Origin of the sequence: Streptomyces sp. NPDC048415, from assembly GCF_040651675.1 — a bacterium.
Classification (GTDB): domain Bacteria; phylum Actinomycetota; class Actinomycetes; order Streptomycetales; family Streptomycetaceae; genus Streptomyces.
Window position 1 is genome coordinate 45,542 of sequence record NZ_JBEZKJ010000029.1, and the last position, 19,134, is coordinate 64,675.

10 protein-coding genes and 2 pseudogenes are annotated in these 19,134 nt (G+C 72.8%); 4 read left to right on the forward strand and 8 right to left on the reverse strand.

Annotated features, from left to right (window positions below):
• Positions 1-64: 64 nt before the first annotated feature.
• Entirely contained in the window at positions 65-727 is a 663-nt protein-coding gene (locus AB0D27_RS20540) for a ScbR family autoregulator-binding transcription factor (protein WP_362510503.1), read from the forward strand.
• Between the two features lie 13 nt (positions 728-740).
• Here the strand turns inward: AB0D27_RS20540 and ccrA are convergent, their stop codons facing one another.
• From ccrA to AB0D27_RS20580, 8 genes and pseudogenes are all read right to left on the reverse strand, one after another.
• Positions 741-1,985, reverse strand: coding sequence for a crotonyl-CoA carboxylase/reductase (gene ccrA / locus AB0D27_RS20545; RefSeq protein WP_362510612.1), 1,245 nt, complete (start codon positions 1,983-1,985; stop codon positions 741-743).
• A gap of 23 nt (positions 1,986-2,008) precedes the next feature.
• Entirely contained in the window at positions 2,009-2,197 is a 189-nt protein-coding gene (locus AB0D27_RS20550; RefSeq protein WP_362510506.1) for an MbtH family protein, read from the reverse strand.
• Positions 2,194-5,973: a beta-ketoacyl synthase N-terminal-like domain-containing protein gene (locus AB0D27_RS20555; protein ID WP_362510508.1), complete on the reverse strand. Its 3,780-nt coding sequence runs from the start codon at positions 5,971-5,973 to the stop codon at positions 2,194-2,196. The genes AB0D27_RS20550 and AB0D27_RS20555 overlap by 4 nt, the downstream gene beginning before the upstream one ends.
• Positions 5,966-13,561, reverse strand: coding sequence for an amino acid adenylation domain-containing protein (locus AB0D27_RS20560; protein ID WP_362510511.1), 7,596 nt, complete (start codon positions 13,559-13,561; stop codon positions 5,966-5,968). The genes AB0D27_RS20555 and AB0D27_RS20560 overlap by 8 nt, the downstream gene beginning before the upstream one ends.
• A gap of 184 nt (positions 13,562-13,745) precedes the next feature.
• Positions 13,746-14,933, reverse strand: coding sequence for a cytochrome P450 (locus AB0D27_RS20565; RefSeq protein ID WP_362510514.1), 1,188 nt, complete (start codon positions 14,931-14,933; stop codon positions 13,746-13,748).
• On the reverse strand, positions 14,923-15,672 hold the full coding sequence (locus tag AB0D27_RS20570) for a tRNA-dependent cyclodipeptide synthase (RefSeq protein ID WP_362510517.1): 750 nt from the start codon (positions 15,670-15,672) through the stop codon (positions 14,923-14,925). The genes AB0D27_RS20565 and AB0D27_RS20570 overlap by 11 nt, the downstream gene beginning before the upstream one ends.
• A 162-nt stretch (positions 15,673-15,834) precedes the next feature.
• Positions 15,835-16,686: a calcium-binding protein gene (locus AB0D27_RS20575; RefSeq protein WP_362510519.1), complete on the reverse strand. Its 852-nt coding sequence runs from the start codon at positions 16,684-16,686 to the stop codon at positions 15,835-15,837.
• A gap of 121 nt (positions 16,687-16,807) precedes the next feature.
• Positions 16,808-17,558 (reverse strand): annotated as a pseudogene (locus AB0D27_RS20580) (MFS transporter); the annotation flags it as partial.
• A gap of 2 nt (positions 17,559-17,560) precedes the next feature.
• Here AB0D27_RS20580 and AB0D27_RS20585 point away from each other — a divergent pair.
• From AB0D27_RS20585 to AB0D27_RS20595, 3 genes and pseudogenes are all read left to right on the forward strand, one after another.
• Positions 17,561-17,695, forward strand: a pseudogene (locus AB0D27_RS20585) (Lrp/AsnC family transcriptional regulator); the annotation flags it as partial.
• Between the two features lie 9 nt (positions 17,696-17,704).
• The gene (locus AB0D27_RS20590) at positions 17,705-18,199 is read left to right on the forward strand and encodes a glutathione peroxidase (RefSeq protein WP_362510522.1); all 495 of its coding nucleotides are present in this window, start codon (positions 17,705-17,707) and stop codon (positions 18,197-18,199) included.
• Positions 18,200-18,279: 80 nt separating this feature from the next.
• The gene (locus AB0D27_RS20595) at positions 18,280-19,131 is read left to right on the forward strand and encodes a MerR family transcriptional regulator (protein WP_362510525.1); all 852 of its coding nucleotides are present in this window, start codon (positions 18,280-18,282) and stop codon (positions 19,129-19,131) included.
• Positions 19,132-19,134 lie beyond the last annotated feature (3 nt).

The following is a 19,134-nucleotide window of genomic DNA, read 5'->3' on the forward strand; positions in this document are numbered from 1 at the left end:
GCCGTCACTTACAATACATTCCCGAAGGTATATTTCAAGGAAGATCCAAGGAAGCTCAGCGAGGATGGACACCATGGCCGCGGAAAGCAGCTCCCGGACGTCCCGGCTCACCCGGTACGCCACACCCCGCCGCAAGGACACGGGGCTCAAGCAGGAGCGCGCCGTGCGCACCCGCGGGCAGGTGCTCGACGCGGCGGCCGAGGCCTTCGCCACCCGGGGCTTTCCCGCCGTCACCGTCATGGACGTGGCCGAGCTGGCCGGCGTGACCAAGGGCGCCGTGTACTTCCACTTCGCCAACAAGGAGGCCCTCGCCCAGGCCGTGGCCGAGGAGTTCTACCACCTCCTCGGGGTGATCGGGCAGGAGGTGCAGGAGGCGGACCTGTCACCGCTCGACGCCGTCTCCCAGCTCCTGGTGCGCACGGCGCTCGCCTTCCGCGACGACACGATGGTCCAGGCGGGCGCCCGGCTGCAGATAGAGCGCTCCCTCATCGGCGCCGACCTGCCCATGCCGTACCTGGGCTACACCGAATCGCTGGTCACCTGGTTCCAACAGGCCCGTGAAGAAGGGCAGTTGCCCACCAAGACGGACCCGGACGTCACCGCCCGGGTCCTCGTCTCCGCGTTCTTCGGCGCCCAGCACATCTCCTGGGTGCTCCACGACCGCGCCGACATCGCGGAGCGCGTCCAGGAGATCCTCGACACGGTGGTGCCGCGTCCGCTGAAGTAGCGGACGTGACACGTCAGTCGGCCGCCCCCTCCTGCGGGTGCCGCGCGCCGACCAGGACCGCGAGGTTGCCCGGCGGGTGCGCGTTGTCGTGCAGCAGCTGGTGGGCGTCGCCGATGTGCTCGAAACCGTAGGTCAGTGACAGGCAGGGGTCGATGATGCCGCGGTCGATCAGCTCGGTGACCTCACGGGCCTGCCGGGCGTTGGCCGCGTGCGAGCCCTGCAGCCGCTTCTGCCGCATCCACAGGAAGCGCAGGTCCACATCGCCGTTGTAGCCGGTGCTGCCGCCGCAGATGACGACCATGCCCGCGTTGTCGCACAGGTACATCGACGTCGGGATGGTGTCGGCGCCGGAGTGTTCGAGCACCACCCGCGGTGCCCGGCGCTCGCCCAGGACCTCCCAGAAGCGGCGGCCGAAGGCGCGGGCGCCGCTCAGCCAGCGTTGCATCGCCTCCTGGTCGTCGGTGTGCGGCAGCCGCCCCCAGTGGTCGAAGTCGCGCCGGTTGATGTAGCCCTTGGCACCGAGGCGTACGCACTCCTCGCCCCGCTCGTCGCTGGAGACCACGGCGACGGGAACTCCCCCGGCCCAGCGCACCAGCTGGATGGCCATGCAGCCGAGGCCGCCGGCCCCGCCCCAGATCAGTACCGGGTCGCCGGGGCGCACCGTGTGGGGCTGCCAGCCGAACAGCTGCCGGTACGCGGTGGCCGCGGTGACCATGTAGCAGGAGGCCGCGGCCCACGACAGACGGCGGGGCTTGGGGTGGCACATGTACTCGTCGGCGACCGCGAACTGCGCGAAGGAGCCGAAGTTCTCCTCGTACCCCCACACGGTCTGCGAGGACGACGTCGCCGGGTCGGCGCCGAGCCGGATGTCCTCGGCGCTCTCGTCCCACTGGTTGCCGAGCACCACCACCTCGTCGCCCGGCTTCAGCGCGCGCACGTCCTCGCCCACCGCCCACACCACTCCGGACGCGTCGGACCCGCCGATGTGGAAGGCCTCGGTCTCTCCGCGCCGCTGCCGGGCGGCGATCACGTCGACCGGGTGGCCGAGCGCGGCCCACACGTTGTTGTAGTTGACGCCTGCCGCCATCACCTTGATCAGCACCTGGCCGCGGCCCGGCCGCGGGGTGTCGACGACCTCGGTGCGGAACGCGTCGGCGGGGCGGCCGTAGCGCTCGGGCCGGATCACGGAGGCGTGCATGAGCTGGGGCATCGTGCCCAGCGGCGGGGCGTCACCGAGTTCGTAGAGTTCCTTGATCATGGTGTCGCGCGTCAGGGCGGTGGTCATCGCGGGTCTCCCTCGAGGTGGGCCGTGCAGGCGCGGTGGGTGGTGGCCGGAACGCGGACGGTCCAGCCGTCCGGCACCTCGGCGAAGGCAGGCCACAGACTGTGCTGTCCGGCGTCGTTGGCGAGCAGCAGATAGCGGGCGTCGGGGTCGTCGGCGGGCTCGAAAGGACTGGGCACCGGGGTCATTCCTCTCCGGGAACGGGGCGGGCGTCGAGCGCCTCAAGCGCCCTGGCCAGTACGTCACCGACCTGGGCGATGTGTTCGGGCCGGGTCATCTCGTAGTGGCCGCAGGGCAGTTGGTGGTCGTGGACGGTGCCCGCGATGTGCCGTCGCCACTGGGCGGTGAGCGGCTCGCCGCCCGTGGTCGCGGGGAGCCCCTCCGGTACGGAGCCGGGGCCGTCGGCGGTGAAGAAGAGCAGGTCGCCGTCGAAGGAGCCGAGTTCGAAACCCGGTGAGATTCGCAGGTTGTTGGCGAAGACGCGGCCCATCGCGCGGACGTCGGCGTCGCCCATCGGCACCTCGGAAGCGTCGCCGCGCAGGATCGCGGCAACCGTCCGCTCGGCCTCCTGCGGGCCGGGCACCGGCAGAGCGGCCAGCCGCTGCGGCAGCGGGGAGTCCATCATCGCGAGCAGCTCCACCTCCTCGCCCTGACGGCGCAGTTCGGTGGCCATGGCGTGCACGACGACCCCGCCGTACGACCCGCCGAGCAGCCGGTAGGGGCCGTGCGGCTGGACGGCGCGCACGTGTCCCAGGTAGTCGGCGACCATCCGCCCGGCGTCCTCGGCCACCGGGAGCCGGCCGTCGAGTCCGTGTGCCTGCAGCCCGTACACCGGCTGGTCGGGGCCGAGCCGGGGCAGCAGCGCCGTGTAGCACCAGGCCGTCCCGATGCTGGGGTGGACGCAGAACAGGGGGCGCCGGGAGCCGCCCGAACGCAGCGCCAGTACCGGCGCGTACCCGTCGCCGTCCGTGTCGGCGACCAGGGCGGACACGGTGGGCGCGGCCAGCAGCCGGGTGACCGGCACGTCGAGAACACCGGCCGTGCGCAGCCTGCCCGCCAGCAGCACCGCCCGCATCGAGTCCCCGCCCAGGTCGAAGAAGTTGTCCTCGACCCCGATCCCGTCGATGGCGAGCACGTCCTCCCAGTGCGCGGTGACGGCTCGCTCGAGGTCGGTGCGGGGAGCGGTGTACGGGAGGGCGAGGTGGGGGCGGGGCGGGCGTTTCCGCTCGACTTCCGTCGCATGGGTGGTCGCGCGGGCCGTCGCCCGGGGCGCGGGGATCCAGTGACGACGGCGGTCGAAGGGGTACGGCGGCAGAGGCACCCGGCGCGTACCGCCCGAGCCGTTCCAGCGGTCCAGGTCGGCGCGCGCGCCCGCGCTCCACAGCCGGCCCAGGGTTTCGGCGAAGACCTGGGTGTCGGGGCGGGCCGCTTTGGCGTGGCGGAGGGTGGGGACGGAGGTCAGGGCCTCGCCGGACAGGACGGACCCGGCGAGCATGGTGAGGACCTGGCCGGGGCCGACCTCGAGGAGCAGCGGGGCATCGCGCTCCCACAGCGTCCGGATGCCGTCGGCGTAGCGGACCGTCTCGCGGGTGTGGGCGATCCAGTGGCGCGGGTCGGTGACCTGCTCGTCGGTGATCCAGGTACCGGTGACGTTGGTGACGTACGGGATGCGCGGCGGCCGGAAGGTGACGCCCTCCAGGGCCGAGGCGAAGGTTTCCAGGACGGGGTCCAGCACGGGCGAGTGGGCGGCGGCGGGCATGCGCAGTCGCCGGTGGTCCACCCCGTTCGCGGTGAGCTTCGCCTCCAGCGCGGCGATCGCGTCCTCGCGCCCCGCGACGGTGCAGGCGGCCGGGCCGTTGACGGCGGCCAGCGAGACGCCGTCGACGAGGTGGCCGCGCACCTCCTCCTCGCCGAGTGCCACTCCGGTGGTGGCGCCGCCCGCCGCGATGATCAGCCGGACGCGGGCGGCGACCAGCGGCAGCATCTCCTCCAGGGACAGCGTCCCGGCCAGGCAGGCGGCGGTGTACTCGCCGAGCGAGTGCCCGATCAGCGCGGCCGGGCGCACGCCGTGCTCCAGCAGCGTGCTCGCCAGCGCGTACTGCGTGGCCACCAGCGCCACAAACGCCTCCGGGCTGCCCGGCGCGGTGCGCTCGTACAGATCCGTCCGCAGATCGTGGCCGATGTGCGGGCGCAGGATCCGGGCACAGGTGTCGATGGCGTCCCGGTACACGGGCAGCGCGTGGTAGAGCCCGGCGCCCATGCCGACGTACTGCGTGCCGCCGCCGGGCAGCAGGAAGGCGACGGGCGCTACCCGCCCCGGCGGCACGTGGTCGGGGGCCGGCAGGGGGGCGGTGAGCGTCCGGGCCGCGTCCGCCGCGTCCCGTACGACCACGGCGGTGCGGTACGGCATCTCGGAGCGGTTGGTCCGCAGGCCGTGGGCGACCTCGCCGAGGGGGAGGGCGGCCTGACCGACGAGGTGGGCGGCCAGGTCGGCGCCCATGGCGGGAAGGGCGGTGGGGGTGCGGGCGGAAAGGGGAAGGATGCGCCAATGCGGGTCTGCGGAAAGGGAGTTCGGGGCTTCCTCTCGTACGGGATCCGTGGCGCCCGCCGGCTCCGGTGCCTCCTCCAGTACGACATGTGCGTTGGTCCCGCCCACCCCGAACGCGCTGACGGCGGCGCGACGCGGCCCCTGCGGGCTCTCCCAGCGCTCCAGGCGGGTCGGCACCCGAAACGGGCTCGACGCGAAGTCGATGTGCGGGTTCGGGGTGTCGAAGTGCAGGCTCGGCGGGATGGCCCGGTGTTCGAGGGCGAGGACGGTCTTGATGAAGCCGGCGAGGCCCGCGGCGGCGCCCAGGTGTCCGATGTTGGTCTTGGCGGAGCCCAGTGCGCAGTACTGCCGCCGGCCGGTGGTCTCACGGAACGCCCGGGTCAGGGCGGTGACTTCGATGGGGTCGCCGATCCGGGTGCCCGTGCCGTGCGCCTCCACGTACGTGAGGGAGTCCGCGGCCACCCCGGCGGCGGCCTGCGCCTCCAGGATCACCTCCGTCTGCCCCTCGGCACTGGGCGCGGTGAAGCCCATCTTGCGGCGGCCGTCGTTGTTGACGGCGGTGCCCTTGACCACGGCCCGGATGCGGTCCCCGTCGGCCAGCGCGTCCTCCAGCCGCTTGAGAACGACGACGCCGACTCCGCTGCCCGAGACGGTGCCCCGCGCGTCCGCGTCGAAGGCCCGGCAGCGGCCGTCCGGCGAGAACGGCCCGTCGGGCACATGGCGGTAGCCCAGCGCCCCCGACGGGTTGACGCTCGCGGCGGCGGCCAGCGCGATGTCGCACGTGAAGCCGAGCAGTTCCTGGCAGGCGGTGTGCACGGTGACCAGCCCGGTCGAGCACGTCGTCTGCAGGCTCACACTCGGCCCGGTCAGACCGAGTTCGTACGACAGCCGGGTGGCCAGCGCGCCCAGCGAGTTGCTGATGGCGGCGTGCGTCTGTGCCACGGAGGCGGGTCCGCCGCCGAGGCGCGGGTGGACGTGCGCGGGGTAGTACTGGCTGTCGTCGGCCCCCGCGTACACGCCCGCGATCCGCTCGTCGGGGAGCACGGCGTATCCGGCGTCCTCCAGGGCGTGGTAGGCGCACTCCAGCAGCAACCGCTGCTGTGGGTCGAGGAGTTCGGCGTCGGCCGGGCTGTATCCGAAGAAGGCCGCGTCGAACAGGTCGATGCCGTCGGGCGCGAAGACCTTGCGGACGAGCGACGGGTCGTCGAGGTCGGCCGGGTCACCGCCGGCGGCGAGGAACTCCTCGTCCCCGACGTCCCTGCCGCCCTCCCGCCCCTCGGCGAGCAGCCGCCAGAACTCGTCCGCCGTCGCCGCTCCGGGAAAACGGCCTGCCAGCCCGACCACGGCGATGTCGAACGCTTCCGTCGGCGCGGCCGAGGAATCGGAGCCATACGGCTCGGGGGTGGGGTCAGACATGACGGACGGTCCCTTCGGTGTCCAGGGGACGGCGGGCGGAGCGGGCGACGCGGTGCCGTGCGGCACGGTCGCGGGCCCGCCGGAGGGTGGGGGACGAGCCGCCGGGCACCGGGGCACCGGCACGGGCCAGCAGATGGGCAGCGAGCGCCCGCACGCTGGGATGGTCGAAGAGGTCGACGACGGTGAGCTCGTGGCCGAGCCGCTGCCCGGCCAGCGTCTGGACGCGGACCAGCAGGAGGGACGTACCGCCCAGCTCGAAGAAGTTGTCCAGCGGGCCGATCCGGTCGGTGCCGAGGACTTCGCGCCAGATGCCGGTCAGTTGCTCCTCGAGGGCGAGCACGGCCGAGTCGCCCTCGGTTCGGCTGTCCGGCGAGGGCGCGGCGCTCCCGGCCGCCCGCAGCACCCATCGCTTCCCCGCGCCGATCCGTACGGCGGCCTCGGCGGCGGCGCGGTGCAGGGCGCCGAGGTCGGTGTCCTCGGCGAGGGTGACGCGGGCCGCGAGCCGGTGCAGCGGGCGGGACGGGGCGACGACATGGCTGCCCACCCACACCGCGTCGCGGTCCGCGCCGATCAGCAGGTGCGGCTCGTCGATGCCGAGCGCGGCCCGAAGACTGCGCAGCCCGGACGCCAGGTCGACGGTGCGATAGCCGCGGGCCTCGGTGAGCGCGGCCAGTCCGTAGCCGCGGCTCATGCCGAGCTCGTCCCAGCGGCTCCACGCGAGACTCCGCGCCGCCACGCCGACGACCCGGCGCTGATGCACGGCAAGCGCGTCGAGGAAGGCGTTCGCGGCCGAGTACGCGCTGCTCAGAGCCCCGCCGAAGAAGCCGTTGACGGAGGAGAAGGCGGTGAACGCCGCTCCCGGGTGCGCGGCCGCGAGCCCGGCGAGCACCCGGCCGCCGGTGACCTTGGCGGCGAGAGCATTCCGCCACTCGTGCGGGGAGTACTCCACGGCGGGCCGCTGGTCGAAGCCGCCCGCGAGGTGGAAGACCCCGGCGAGCGGCACTCCCCAGTCCCGCGCCGCACGCTCGACCGCCGCCCGCACCCGCTCCTCGTCGGTGACGTCGACGCTCTCGTAACGGACCTGGCCGAGTTCGCTCAGCCGCCGGTACGCGACGCTGCGCGCGTCTTCGTTGTCCCCGGGGGCCGGTTCGGTACGGCCGAGCAGCAGCAGCCGGGTGCCCGGGGTGGCCAGCAGGTGCGCGCAGACCTCGGTGGCGAGCCCGCCGAGGCCGCCGCTGACGACGTGGAATCCGCCCGTCGGCAGGGCCGGCGCGGGTGGCAGCGGTCCGGCGACGGGAGCCAGCCGGCGGACGAAGCGGAGCCCCGCCCGGTACGCGACCTCGGGCGCGGTATCGCGGCTGCCGGTCTCCGCCATCAGGAGCGGGACGTCCAGCTCGTCGAAGTCGAGGTGCCGCCCCTCCAGCCAGGGCAGTTCGGCGCGCAGGCTCTTCAGCAGCCCGCCCGCCGCGGCATGGGCGTACGAGGGCCGGTCCCGCTCCTCCACCGCCCAGGCGTTCACCGTCACCAGATGCACGGCGACCGGCCTCGGCCGCGCGGCCAGCGCCTTGGCCAGCACCAACAGGTTCTCGGAATCGTCCAGCTGATCCCCGTCCGGCTCGTGGACACCCAGCTGCATCACCACGTCGGGCGTGCGCCCGTCCGCCGCCAGCCGCTCCAGGAGTACGGTCCAGTCCTCGACGGAGTCGGCCCGCAGCCTGTACTCGGCGGCGTCGCGGCGTACGAACGCGTCCGCCCACGTCACTACCGTGCACAGCCCGCCGACCGCCCGCCACTGCCCGGCGATCCGCCCGGCCGCTTCCACATCGCGCCCGGCGACGACAAGAGCCGCACCCGACTCGCCCGGGAGAGCGCCCAGTTCGGCGCGCTGCCAGACCGGCCGCAGGAACCAGTCCGGCACCGTCGACACGGTCCCCAGCAGCCGCTCGGCCCGGCGGACGACGGCGTCGAACTCGCCCGCCTCGAAGCGCCGTCGCAGCAGCGTGCGCTGGATCTTGCCGATCTCCGTCTTGGGTATGTCCTCCGGTCCGACGGGCACCAGGTGGGCGGGAGCGACCCCCGTCTCGCGGGTGACCTTGCCGCGCAGCTCGCGCAGGGCGGCGGCCTCGTCGGTGCCGGGGGTGAGGTGGACGAAGAGGGCGAGGGAGTCGGTGGCCGCGGAAAGGTCGGTGCGTACCGCGCAGGCGGCGGTGAACGACCGCTGCACGAAGGGGAGTTCCTCGGCGACGGCCTCGATCTCGTGGCTGTAGTGGTTGACGCCGTTGATGATGATGACGTCCTTGGCGCGGCCGGTCAGGTACAGCTCGCCGTCGTGCAGGTAGGCCAGGTCCCCGGTCTCGAACCACCCCCACCGGGTGAAGGCCTCCGCGTTCTGCTCCGGGTTGTCGTGATAGCCCTCCGTCACCGAGGTGCCGCGGACCTGGAGCCGCCCCGGCGTGCCTTCCGGCACGATCCGTTCCTCGTCGTCGACCACACGCATCGCGAACCCGGGATAGGGCAGTCCGCAGCTGACGACGGCTCCCTCGTCCGGGCTCGGCTCGGCGGCCAGTTCGGCGTCGGTGACCACGGAGGACGTCTCGGACATGCCCCAGCCCGGATGCATCGCGGTGCGCGGCAGGCCGTAGGGGGCGAGCAGCTCCAGGAAACGGCGTGCCGTGGCGGCGACGACGACCTCGCCCGCGTTGGTGATGAACCGCAGCGCCGACAGATCCCACGTACGGTCCGCCATGCGGTGGGCGTGCTCGGCGAGCAGACCGAAGGCGAAGTTGGGCGCCCAGGTGACGGTCGCCCGGTGCCGGTGGGCGAGGTCGAGCCAGCGCAGCGGGTCGGCGAGCACCCAGGAGGTGGGCGCGTGCACCTGCCGGCAGCCGAGATACACGTCCCGCAGATGGAACATCACCACGCCGGTGACATGGTCCATCGGAATCCAGTTCAGCGACGTCTCGTCCGCTGTAAGGGAGTTGACGGCCGCGGTGGCGGCGGACCGCGTGAGGATGTTGCGGTGACTGAGGCGCACCGCCTTGGGCAGGCCCGTACTGCCGGAGGTCAGCAGCATCAGCGCGGTGTCCTCGGGCCGCGCGGGGTGGACGGCGGTGTCGGGGTCGGCGTTCCGCAGGGCGCCGACGGTGGCGACGCGAGGGACGGCGGCAGCGGCTCCAGCTCCCGGGAGGGCGCCGGCATCCCCCTCGTCGCTCTCGTCGCTCTCGCGCTCCACGCCGAGCACCGCCCGTACCGCCTCCGCGTGCCGCCCCGAGGTGATCACCCACGGCCGCCCGAGCATGCTGTGGACGCCGACCAGCTTGGCGCGCGCCGCCGACGCGGTGTCGTACGAGGGCGGCACGGTCAGCGGTACGACGACGAAGCCGCCGAGGAGGCAGCCCCACAGCGCGGCCAGGAAGTCCTCGTTGTCGTCGCACTGCAGGATCACGGCGTCGCGGGGTGCGAGCCCGTGGGCGCGCAGCCCGCCCAGCACCCGGGTGGCCTCGGCGTACAGGCTCGCGTAGCCGCGGCGCACCTCGGTGCCGTCGGCCCGTACGTGGACGACCTCGCCGCCAGGGCCGGCTTGTGTGGCCCGCAGCAGCGCGTCGTCGAGCGTGGCGGGGGCGGGTTCGGGAAGCGGGGGCCCTTCACTCAGAGAAGGGGGCGCGTCGGCCGCGACGGGCACCGCCTCGTCCGCGGCCCCCGCGTGCGTCGGGGCGGCGAACTCCAGTGCCGCCCGCTCGGGAGCGTCCGCCTCCAGCGTGACCTCGGCGGCCAACACGCCGGGCAGTGCGCCGAGTTCGCGCCGCCATTCGTCGGCGAGCACCTCGTCGACCGGCTCCAGCGCGCTCAGCACCGCCCGGTCCACGTCCCCGTCGGGCGTACGCGGCAGATCCGAGACGGCGACCACGCGCACCCCGGTCGTCTCGGCGGCCCGGCGTACCGCGCCCTCCCGCTCGGGCACGGCAAGGACGAGTACGTCCGAGCCGGTCCCGGCGACGGAGACGGCGTCACGGATGCCGCCCTGGGCGAGCACACGGGACTCGGGCCGGACGGCCTGCCCCTCTCCGGTATGCCGGGGTGCGGGCAGATGACCGAGGCGCTGTCCGGAGTTGGCGGCGACGGCGGCCAGCAGGGCGCACCAGGCCTCGCCGAGTGCCGCGGCCGTGCCCGGATCGAACAGCTCCGCGCTGTAGTCGAGGCGGAAGTCGATGCCGTCCGGCACGCCGTGCCCGGTGTACCGCTCGACGGCGTCGAAGAACAGGTCGAACTTGGCCGTGGCGGTGGGGTGCGGCTCGAGCCTCAGCACCTCCTCGCCCAGGCGAAGTTCGGCGTCCTCGTTGTTCTGCAGCGCCAGCATCACCTGGAACAGCGGGTGGCGGCCCGGCACCCGGACCGGGTTCACCGCCTCGACCACCGACTCGAAGGGCAGGTCCTGGTGGTCGTAGGCGGCCAGGTCCACGGCCCTGACACGGTCGAGGAGTTCACGGAAGCGGGGATCTCCCGAGGTGTCGGCGCGCAGGACCAGCGTGTTGGCGAAGTGTCCGATCAGCCCGTCGAGCGCGCTGTCGGCGCGGGCGGCCACCGGCGTACCGATGGCGATGTCGCTGCCCGCGCCCCACCGGGTCAGCAGCGCCGCGAGTGCCGCGTGCAGCACCATGAACAGGCTGGCCCCCGAGTCCTCGGCGAGCCGCTTCAGCGCCGCGTGCAGCCGGGCGTCGACGGGCAGGGCGAGGTTGCCGCCCGGCACCGGGGACGGTGCGTCGCCGGGCCGACGGTCGACAGGGAGCTCGGTCCGCTCCGGCAGCCCGTCGAGCGTGTCCCGCCAGAAGTCCCGCTGACGTTCCGCCAGCACTCCCTCGCCCAGCAACGCTTCTTGCCACAGCGCATAGTCGGCGTACTGCACCGGCAGCGGCTCCCACTCCGGAGCCCGCCCGGCCGCCCGGGCCGCGTACGCGTGCCCCAGCTCGCGGGCCAGCGGTCGCAGCGACCAGCCGTCGCCCGCCACGTGATGCAGGACGAGCACCACGACCCGCCCGCCCAGCACGGCACCCCACAGCGGGGCGTCCTTCTCCAGGTCGAAACGGCGGTGCGCGACCGCCGCCACCTGCGCCTCGACCTCCTCCTCCGGGCAGTCCACGACCGCCAGTACGGGGCGCAACCCGCCGACTTCGGCGATCTCCTGGTACGGCGTGCCGTCGACGGCGGTCAGCCGGGTGCGCAGGATCTCGTGCCGGTCGGCGAGGTCGCTGAGGGCCGCCCGCAGCGCGTCGACGTCCAGGGCCCGCCGGGGTCGCAGCACGAGCGGCATGTTGTACGTCGCCCCGCCACCGCCCATCCGGTCCAGGAACCACAGGCTCGACTGGGCCGCGGACAGCGGTACGCGCGCGGGCCTGGGCCGGGCGGTCAGCGGCGGCCGGGCGGCCGGCGCACCGTCGAGCCGCTCGGCGAGCGCGGCGGGGGTGGGCCACTCGTACAGGTCCCGGATCGACAGCTCCACCCCGAGGATGGTCCGTACGAGCGTCGACAGGCGGGCCGCGGTCAGCGAATGGCCGCCGAGGGCAAGGAAGTTGTCGTGCGGGCCGACCCGCTCCAGGCCGAGAACCCGGGCGAACAGCGCACACAGCGCACGTTCCCGGACGGTCCCCGGCTGTTCACCGGCATCCGTCCCGGCCGTCGTGGGCGCCGGAAGCGCCGCCCGGTCCAGCTTGCCGTTGACGGTCGTCGGCAGCCGTTCCAGCGTGACGAACGCGCCCGGCACCATGGCGTCGGGCAGCAGCCGCGCCAGATGCTCCCGCCAGACCTCGGGCCCGGCGTCGGCGCCCGCGACCGGCACCACGTAGGCGGCGAGGTACGGATGCCCCGGCCGGTCCTCGCGCAGCAGCACCGCGGCGGTCCGTACGCTCGTGTGGGCCGCCAGCGCCGCTTCGATACCGGCCGGTTCGATCCGCACCCCGCGCAGCTTGATCTGCTGGTCGGCGCGCCCGAGGAACTCCAGCTCGCCGCCCGCCAGTTGGCGTACCAGGTCACCCGTCCGGTACATCCGGCCGCCGGGCGGACCAAAGGGGTCGGCGACGAACCGTCCCGCCGTCAGCTCCGGGCGCCCCAGATATCCCCGCGCGAGCTGGTCACCGGCGAGATACAGCTCCCCCACCGTCCCGGGCGGCACCGGCCGCAGCGCCGCGTCCAGGACATGGGTCCGGGTGTTCCACACGGGCCGCCCGATCGGCACCGTCGGCGTGGTGTCCGCCGCCGAGTACCGCCACGCCGTCACGTCCACGGCCGCCTCGGTGGGCCCGTACAGGTTGTGCACCTCGGCACCCATCACCTCGGTGGCCCGCGCGGCGAGTTCGGTGGGCAGCGCCTCGCCGCTGCACACGATCCGCCGCAGCCCCGTGCCCCGCCAGGGCCCGGGACCCTGGAGGCAGACCTGGAGCATCGACGGCACGAAGTGCGCGAGGGTCACCCGCTCCCGCCGCACCAGCTCCGCCAGGCGGGCCGGGTCCCGGTGCGCTCCGGGCGGCGCGACGACCATCGCCGCCCCGCTGATCAGCGGCAGGAACAACTCCCATACGGACACGTCGAATCCGGCCGGCGTCTTGTGCAGTACCCGGTCGTGCGCACCGGTTCCGTACTCCTCCCGCATCCACAGCAGCCGGTTGCAGATCGCACCGTGCGCGATGACGACACCCTTGGGGCGGCCCGTGGTGCCGGAGGTGTGGATGACGTAGGCGGGGTCCTCGGGCCCGGCCGGACCGTCGGGCAGTTCACCGGCGCCGAGGTCGGCGCCGGACAGGCGGGCGAGTTCGGCGTGCAGGGAGGGGGCGTCGAGGTCGAGGACGGCCGCACCCTCGAGTGCCGCGGTCCGCGCCACCGCCTCCACCCCACTCGCCCCGACCACCGCGACGGGCCGGGTGTCCTCCCCCACCGCCGCGAGGCGGCCGGCCGGGTGGTCGAGGTCCAGCGGTACGTACGCCGCGCCGGACTTGAGCACGGCCGCGAGTGCCAGCGGCAGCCGGTTGGAGCGGGGCAGGGCGACGGCCACCGTACGTCCCCGGCCCGCGCCGCGGGCGATCAGCAGCCGGGCGAGGCGGTTGGACTCCCGGCCGAAGCGGGCGAAGTCCAGGGCGCCCGCCTCGTCCCGCACCGCTTCGGCGCCCGGAGTGCGCGCCGCCTGCTCCTCGATGAGCCTGACGAGCGTGGTCGCGGGGACGGGGTGGCCGGTGTCGTTCCACGCGCGCAGCCGCTCCAGCTCCTCCGGGTAGGCCAGATCGACTCGGCCCACGGGCACGTCGGGGTCCTCGGCGAGCCGCTCGACCAGCCGGGCCAACCGGTCGGTGTCGACGTCGAGTTCGGCGCCCGCCCCGGCCACCACACCGAGTCCGGCGCCGAGTTCCCGAACCCTCGCGGTCAGCTCCCGAAAGGTGAGCGAGGGGTCGATACGCAGCGGCCCGGCACCGTCGAGTTCGACCTCCCGCGCTCCGGTGCGCCGGTGCACCGCCACGGCCACCGCGGCCGTCAGCTCCTCGTCGACGAGCGCGGCCTCCCCGCCGCCGAACCGGTCCCGCAGAGCTTCCATCACGTCGTCCACGCCGGGTGTCCTTCCAGAGGTAGCCGTCCGACCAGGCTCCACAAAGAATACCTTCACGAAGGAATCTTATGGGATGTGATTCAGGCCACAGTCAGGAGAGTGCGGAAGCGCGACGAGCCGGGGGCCTTGTGGGCCCCCGGCCGGTCGGCGCGATGTCACCGCGTGACGGGCGGCCTCACCGCGCTCACCACATCGCCGGCAGTCGCTCCGGGATGCGCTTCATGAAGCCCGTGCGCCAGACCAACTGCTCGATGGGTACGGCCAGTCGGAGGTCGGGCAGGCGGTCGAGGAGGGTCTCCAGGGCGATCTCGGCGTGCCTCTTGCCGAGCGCCGTGGCGGGGCAGTAGTGACTGCCGCCGCCGAAGGAGAGATGCGTGGTGTTGTTCTCCCGGGTCAGGTCGACCTTGTGGGGGTCGGGGAACTCCTGGGGGTCGAAGTTGGCGCCCTCGACGAGGACCAGGACCAGTTCGCCCTTGCGAACGTCCACGTCGCCCAGCCGTACGTCCTCCACGGCGAGGCGCGGCAGTCCGTCCCCGATGGAGAGGTTGATGCGCAGCAGCTCGTCCACGGCGGCGGGGATTCTGTCCGGGTGGGCGGTCAGTTCCATTGCCAGTTGCGGGTGCTGGAAGAGCGACACCAGTGCCATCGTGAGGAAGCCGGACGTCGAGATGACGCCCGCACCGAACGTCGTCACCCCCACCGTCGCCAGCATCTCGTCGGTGAGGTGGGCGTACTCCGGGTCGCCGCGCAGAGCCGCCAGTTCGGCCATCAGACCGGTCGTGGACGGGTCGTCGAGGCGGGCCGTCATGTACCCGATGTCCCGGTCCCAGTTCAGCCGCGCGCCCGAGACCGGGCAGGCGGAGTTCATGAACGCGATGTCCAGGCTGCGCATCAGCCGCGGCGCGTCCTCCTGGGGGATGCCGAGGATGTGGCAGTGCATCGCCGCCGAGTACGGGTCGGCGAAGCCACCGCGCAGATCGGCGGGGGCACCTTCGGCCATCAGCCCGTCGACCAGTTCGGCGGCGTACGACCGCATCCAGTCCGTCAGGCCCTCGCTCTTCGGATTGAGCGCCTTGAGGACGGCCTTGCGCAGACCCGCGCCGGTGATGTTGCCCATGTTGTTGACGACCTCGGGCGGGATCGTCAGGGCGTACTGGCGCGGTACGCCGGGCGCCGAGGTGTCCTTCAGGCTGAAGCGGCCGTCCTCCAGCACCTGCTTGCACAGCTCGTAGGAGGACACCAGCCAGGCCTCGTCCCCGGCGATCGTCCGCACCCGCCGCACTGGCGTGTGCGTCCGCAACTCCTCCACTTCTTCGGGAAGTTGGTCGCCCCGCCAGGAGAACGGGAAGTCGATCAGAGTCTCAGAGGGCATCGCCATCTCCTTCCGCGGGCGTGATGATCGCGTGGCCCTGGTTGCGGGAGGCGCGCAGACCGGAACCACGCGCGTAGAGCAGCTCGGCCATCGGCAGGAGCTGGTGGTAGCAGTTGAGGGAGGACGGGACGCCCAGGATGGCCGGGGTGTCCAGGAACAGCGGCGCCTCCGCGCAGACGTACTTCAGGCACACCTCGCGCTGCCGCTCGGTGCCCTCCCGCCCGTCGAGGACCTTCGAGGAGAGGTACGCGTCCACGAGCGCGTCGCAGGTCTCGCCGAACTCCCGGTCCTTGTCCAGGAGTTCGCGGATATGGCCGTGGATCCTCCGATACGCGGGGTTGTCGGCGAAGTCCGACATGGCGTGGGCGCGGAGCTTGCCGCTCCCGGCGCCGAAGGCCTCCACCGCGGCGGTCACCTTGGCGCGTACGCCCCGCAGGTTCTTCACCGCCTTGCGCCGGGCGTCGTCGGCGGTATAGCCCAACGTCTCGTACATCTCCGCCACATGAAGGTCCGTGTAGACGAAGTCGACCCGGTCGAAGTGCTCGGTTCCCCAGCGCGCCAGATCATTGATCCGGCGGGCCGAGAAGTAGCTGTTGCCCGGCGAGACACCGATCACGGCGTGGTCCCCGGCCGCGTGGATCACCTGACAGTGTGGTGTGTAGGGCTGAACTCTGAAGAGGCCCGAGATGGTCGGCCTCGGAGTGACGTGCTGGATCTCGGAAACGGTCGCAGTCGTCAACTGGAGAGTGTCCTTCGCGTCGCAAGTCCCAATGGAGCCTCGTGCTCCTGGTGTGGCGACGACGCCGTGAAGTTAGCCTCCGAACACGGAGAGTGTCAACGGCTGTCCGTGGCGGACGGCGGCGCCGTGCCGGCCGCGGCGGCCCGGCACGGCGCCGGTGGCTCAGTCCTGGTGCACCCTGTCGCTGCCCGGCCCGCCGGAGAGGGAGTCGGCGCCTGCGCCTCCGTGCAGGAGGTCGTCGCCGCTGTTGCCGTACAGCTTGTCGTCGCCCGTGCCGCCGTACAGGGTGTCGTTGCCCCGGCCGCCCTGGAGGAGGTCGGAGCCGGCGTTGCCGTACAGCTTGTCGTTGCCGTCGTCGCCGTACACCGCGTTGCCGTAGTCGGTGTACTCGGCGTTCTTCTCGCTCAGGCCGCCGTGCAGGCTGTCGTTGCCCGCGCCGCCGTGACAGGTGTAGCCGCAGGCCGTGAGGGTGTCATTGCCCGCACCTCCGAAGGCGCCCTCGCTGTAGGCTCCGCCGCCACCGGAGAGGTGGTCGTCGCCGTCCTGGCCGTAGAGGACGTCGCGGCCGTGGCCGGTCAGGGTGTCCCGGCCCGGTCCGCCGTAGATCCTGGTGTACGCGCCGCTGTGGGCGGCGACCGTCGCGGTGTCGTCGCCGTCGCCGAGGTCGACGATCAGGGAATCGAGGTCGGACGCCTCGAAGTCGGGCTCCGCGACCGTACAGACCGCCGTGGTGTCGTCGCCGGCGTCCGGACGGACACACCCCGCGCCGAGGGAGATCCTGACGGTGTCGTCGAAGGTGAAGATGTAGTCGGCCAGTTGGGACCCCGGATCGGTCTCGCCGAGCGCCCAGGAGACGGTCAGCCTGTTCGTCTGGCCCGCGGCCGCCGTGTAGGAGACCTTGTGGTGGGCGACGACCGCGGTCGCGCTCGCGGCGGTCGCGGCGTGTGCCGTCGGGACGGACACGGCCACGGCCACGGTGGTGAGCGCCAGGGCGGCGCTACGGCGACTGAACATGGTTCCCCCTCGGTGAGGTCCTGCGCGCTTGTCGATGCGCCTCCTTCGACCGTGAGGCCCGTGGTGTGGTTGTGATACCCCTCGGACAACGGCCTTCAATTCAGGCAGAGTTCACTCCCGATTACCTTCCCCGTGGGGCGGACATCTCCGGGTGTTGGGGATCCGAGGTCCCGGCGGCGCGGCGGCGGAGAGACGGTGCCAGCGTGAGGGTCACGGTGATCGAGGCGACCGCCATGACCGTCATCGCCGTCCCCGCCGAGGTGAGTTGGGCGACCGCTCCCGCCAGCGCCGCGCTCACGCCCTGCATGGTGAGCATCCCCGCCGTGTGCAGTCCCAGGCCGTGTCCGCTCAGTTCGTCGGGAATCAGGGCCACCAGGCGTTCCTGCTGGATCAGGCTCGACCCGAAACCGATCGAGGCGACGGCGACAAACACCGCGGCCACGGACACTCCAGGCCGGAGGACGAACAACAGGTACGGCGTCGCGAGCAGCAGCAGGAACGGGATGCCCAGCCGGGCGCGCACCCGGGGCGCGAGGAAGCGGCCCGTCGTCACGTCCCCCACGAACATGCCGAACGCCGCGAAGGCGAACAGCACGCCGGCCCGGTTCGGCGCGTACGACACGTACAGCGACTCGCAGCCGACGATCAGGCCGTTGGGGACCCAGAGGAGGAGGTAGAGGGTGCGGCGCTCCGGCGAGGACCACAGGCGCGCGTTCGTGCGCCAGGTCGCCGCGACGGACGGGCGGCCGGAGACGCGCGGGGGCGCGGCGGGTCAGGCCGAGGCGGGCGGTCAGGGCAGCCGCCAGGTACAGGGCCGCCGCCATCAGGAGCGTGAGCCGCGGGGACAGCAGCGCGACGCGGACGCCGCCCGTCGGTGAAGGTGCGCACCGCCACCACCGAGCGGCTCCAGGACGTACTGCGGCGCCTGTACGCGATCGACGGGGCCGGCGGAACGCATGCGACGGTCGTCCTGGAGACCTTCTTCGAGCGCCCCGTGCACGCTGGCTAGCATCCATGCATGACTACTGAATCTCTGTACGACATCGAAATCGGGGCTCTCCAGGGCGGCTCCGCCGACCTCGCGCAGTACCAGGGCAAGGCCGTGCTCCTGGTGAACGTGGCCTCCAAGTGCGGACTGACCCCGCAGTACGCGGGACTTGAGCGACTGCACGAGCGGTACGCCGACCAGGGCTTCACCGTCCTCGGCGTGCCCTGCAACCAGTTCCTCGGCCAGGAGCCCGGGACCTCCGAGGAGATCGCCGAGTTCTGCTCGGCGACGTATGGCGTCACCTTCCCGCTGACCGAGAAGGTCGAGGTGAACGGGGACGGACGGCACGGGCTCTACGAGCGGCTGGTCACGACCGAGGACGCCGAGGGCCACAGCGGTGACATCCGCTGGAACTTCGAGAAGTTCCTCATCGGGCGGGACGGCACGGTCGTCGGCCGCTTCTCGCCGCAGACCGAGCCGGAGTCGGCGGAGGTCGTCACCGCCGTCGAGAAGGCCCTCGGCTGATACGCCGTTGACCTTGCCCCTGGGGCAAGGGGGAGCGTCCTGTGTCACCGGGCGGAAGGCGCCCGGTGACGGAGGATGACATGGTGGACGAAGAACTGCTCACCATCGGCGCGTTCGCCGCGCGGGCCCGGCTCTCGGCCAAGGCCCTGCGGCTGTACGACCGGCTCGGGCTGCTGCCGCCCGCGCACGTCGACGAGGACAGCGGCTACCGCTACTACCGCGCCGGCCAGGTCGAACGCGCCCGGCTCGTCGCGCTGCTGCGCCAGCTCGACATGCCGCTCGCGCGGCTCGCGGAGGTGGTGGAGGCGGAGGGATCCGCCGCCGCCACGCTCCTCGACGCGTACTGGGACGGCGCCGAGGCGCGGTTCGCTTCGCAGCGGGCGCTCGCCGCATACCTCCGTGGACGGCTGTCAGGGAGGAGTTCCGAGATGTACGGGAAGTTCGTGGTCGAGACCGTCGAGGTGCCCGAGCGGGTGGTGCTCACGGAGAGGCGGCACACGCTGGCGGATGAGCTGCCGGTGTGGATCCCCGCCTCGCTGGGGCGGCTGGAGAGCGGTGCCCACGAGTGCGGGGGGACCGCCGGTGAGCCCTTCGTCGTCTACTACGCCGAGGTCAGCACCGAGAGCGACGGGCCGGCCGAGGCGTGTGTGCCGGTCGCCGATGCGCAGGCCGCACGGGCGTGGGCCTCGCGGCAGGGGCGGTCCCACGCGACTCGCGTCCGCGTCGAGCCCGCCCAGCGGCTTGCGTACACCCGTATCGCCAAGGCCCAGGTCGGATATCCGCAGATCCACGCCGCCTTCGAGGCCGTGGAGGCGTGGATCGCCGAACAGGGACTCTCCGGCGACGGCCCCTGCCGGGAGGTGTACTTCGCCGACTGGGACTCGGCGGGCCCGGACGACGCGGTGTGCGACGTGGCGTTCCCGGTGAAGTAACCA

What these genes read in the sequence shown, in the direction of transcription:
- AB0D27_RS20540 (WP_362510503.1), top strand. Translation starts at nt 65, where the DNA reads ATGGACACCATGGCCGCGGAAAGCAGCTCCCGGACGTCCCGGCTCACC.
- ccrA (WP_362510612.1), bottom strand. Translation starts at nt 1,985, where the DNA reads ATGATCAAGGAACTCTACGAACTCGGTGACGCCCCGCCGCTGGGCACG.
- AB0D27_RS20550 (WP_362510506.1), bottom strand. Translation starts at nt 2,197, where the DNA reads ATGACCCCGGTGCCCAGTCCTTTCGAGCCCGCCGACGACCCCGACGCC.
- AB0D27_RS20555 (WP_362510508.1), bottom strand. Translation starts at nt 5,973, where the DNA reads ATGTCTGACCCCACCCCCGAGCCGTATGGCTCCGATTCCTCGGCCGCG.
- AB0D27_RS20565 (WP_362510514.1), bottom strand. Translation starts at nt 14,933, where the DNA reads ATGCCCTCTGAGACTCTGATCGACTTCCCGTTCTCCTGGCGGGGCGAC.
- AB0D27_RS20575 (WP_362510519.1), bottom strand. Translation starts at nt 16,686, where the DNA reads ATGTTCAGTCGCCGTAGCGCCGCCCTGGCGCTCACCACCGTGGCCGTG.
- AB0D27_RS20590 (WP_362510522.1), top strand. Translation starts at nt 17,705, where the DNA reads ATGACTACTGAATCTCTGTACGACATCGAAATCGGGGCTCTCCAGGGC.
- AB0D27_RS20595 (WP_362510525.1), top strand. Translation starts at nt 18,280, where the DNA reads ATGGTGGACGAAGAACTGCTCACCATCGGCGCGTTCGCCGCGCGGGCC.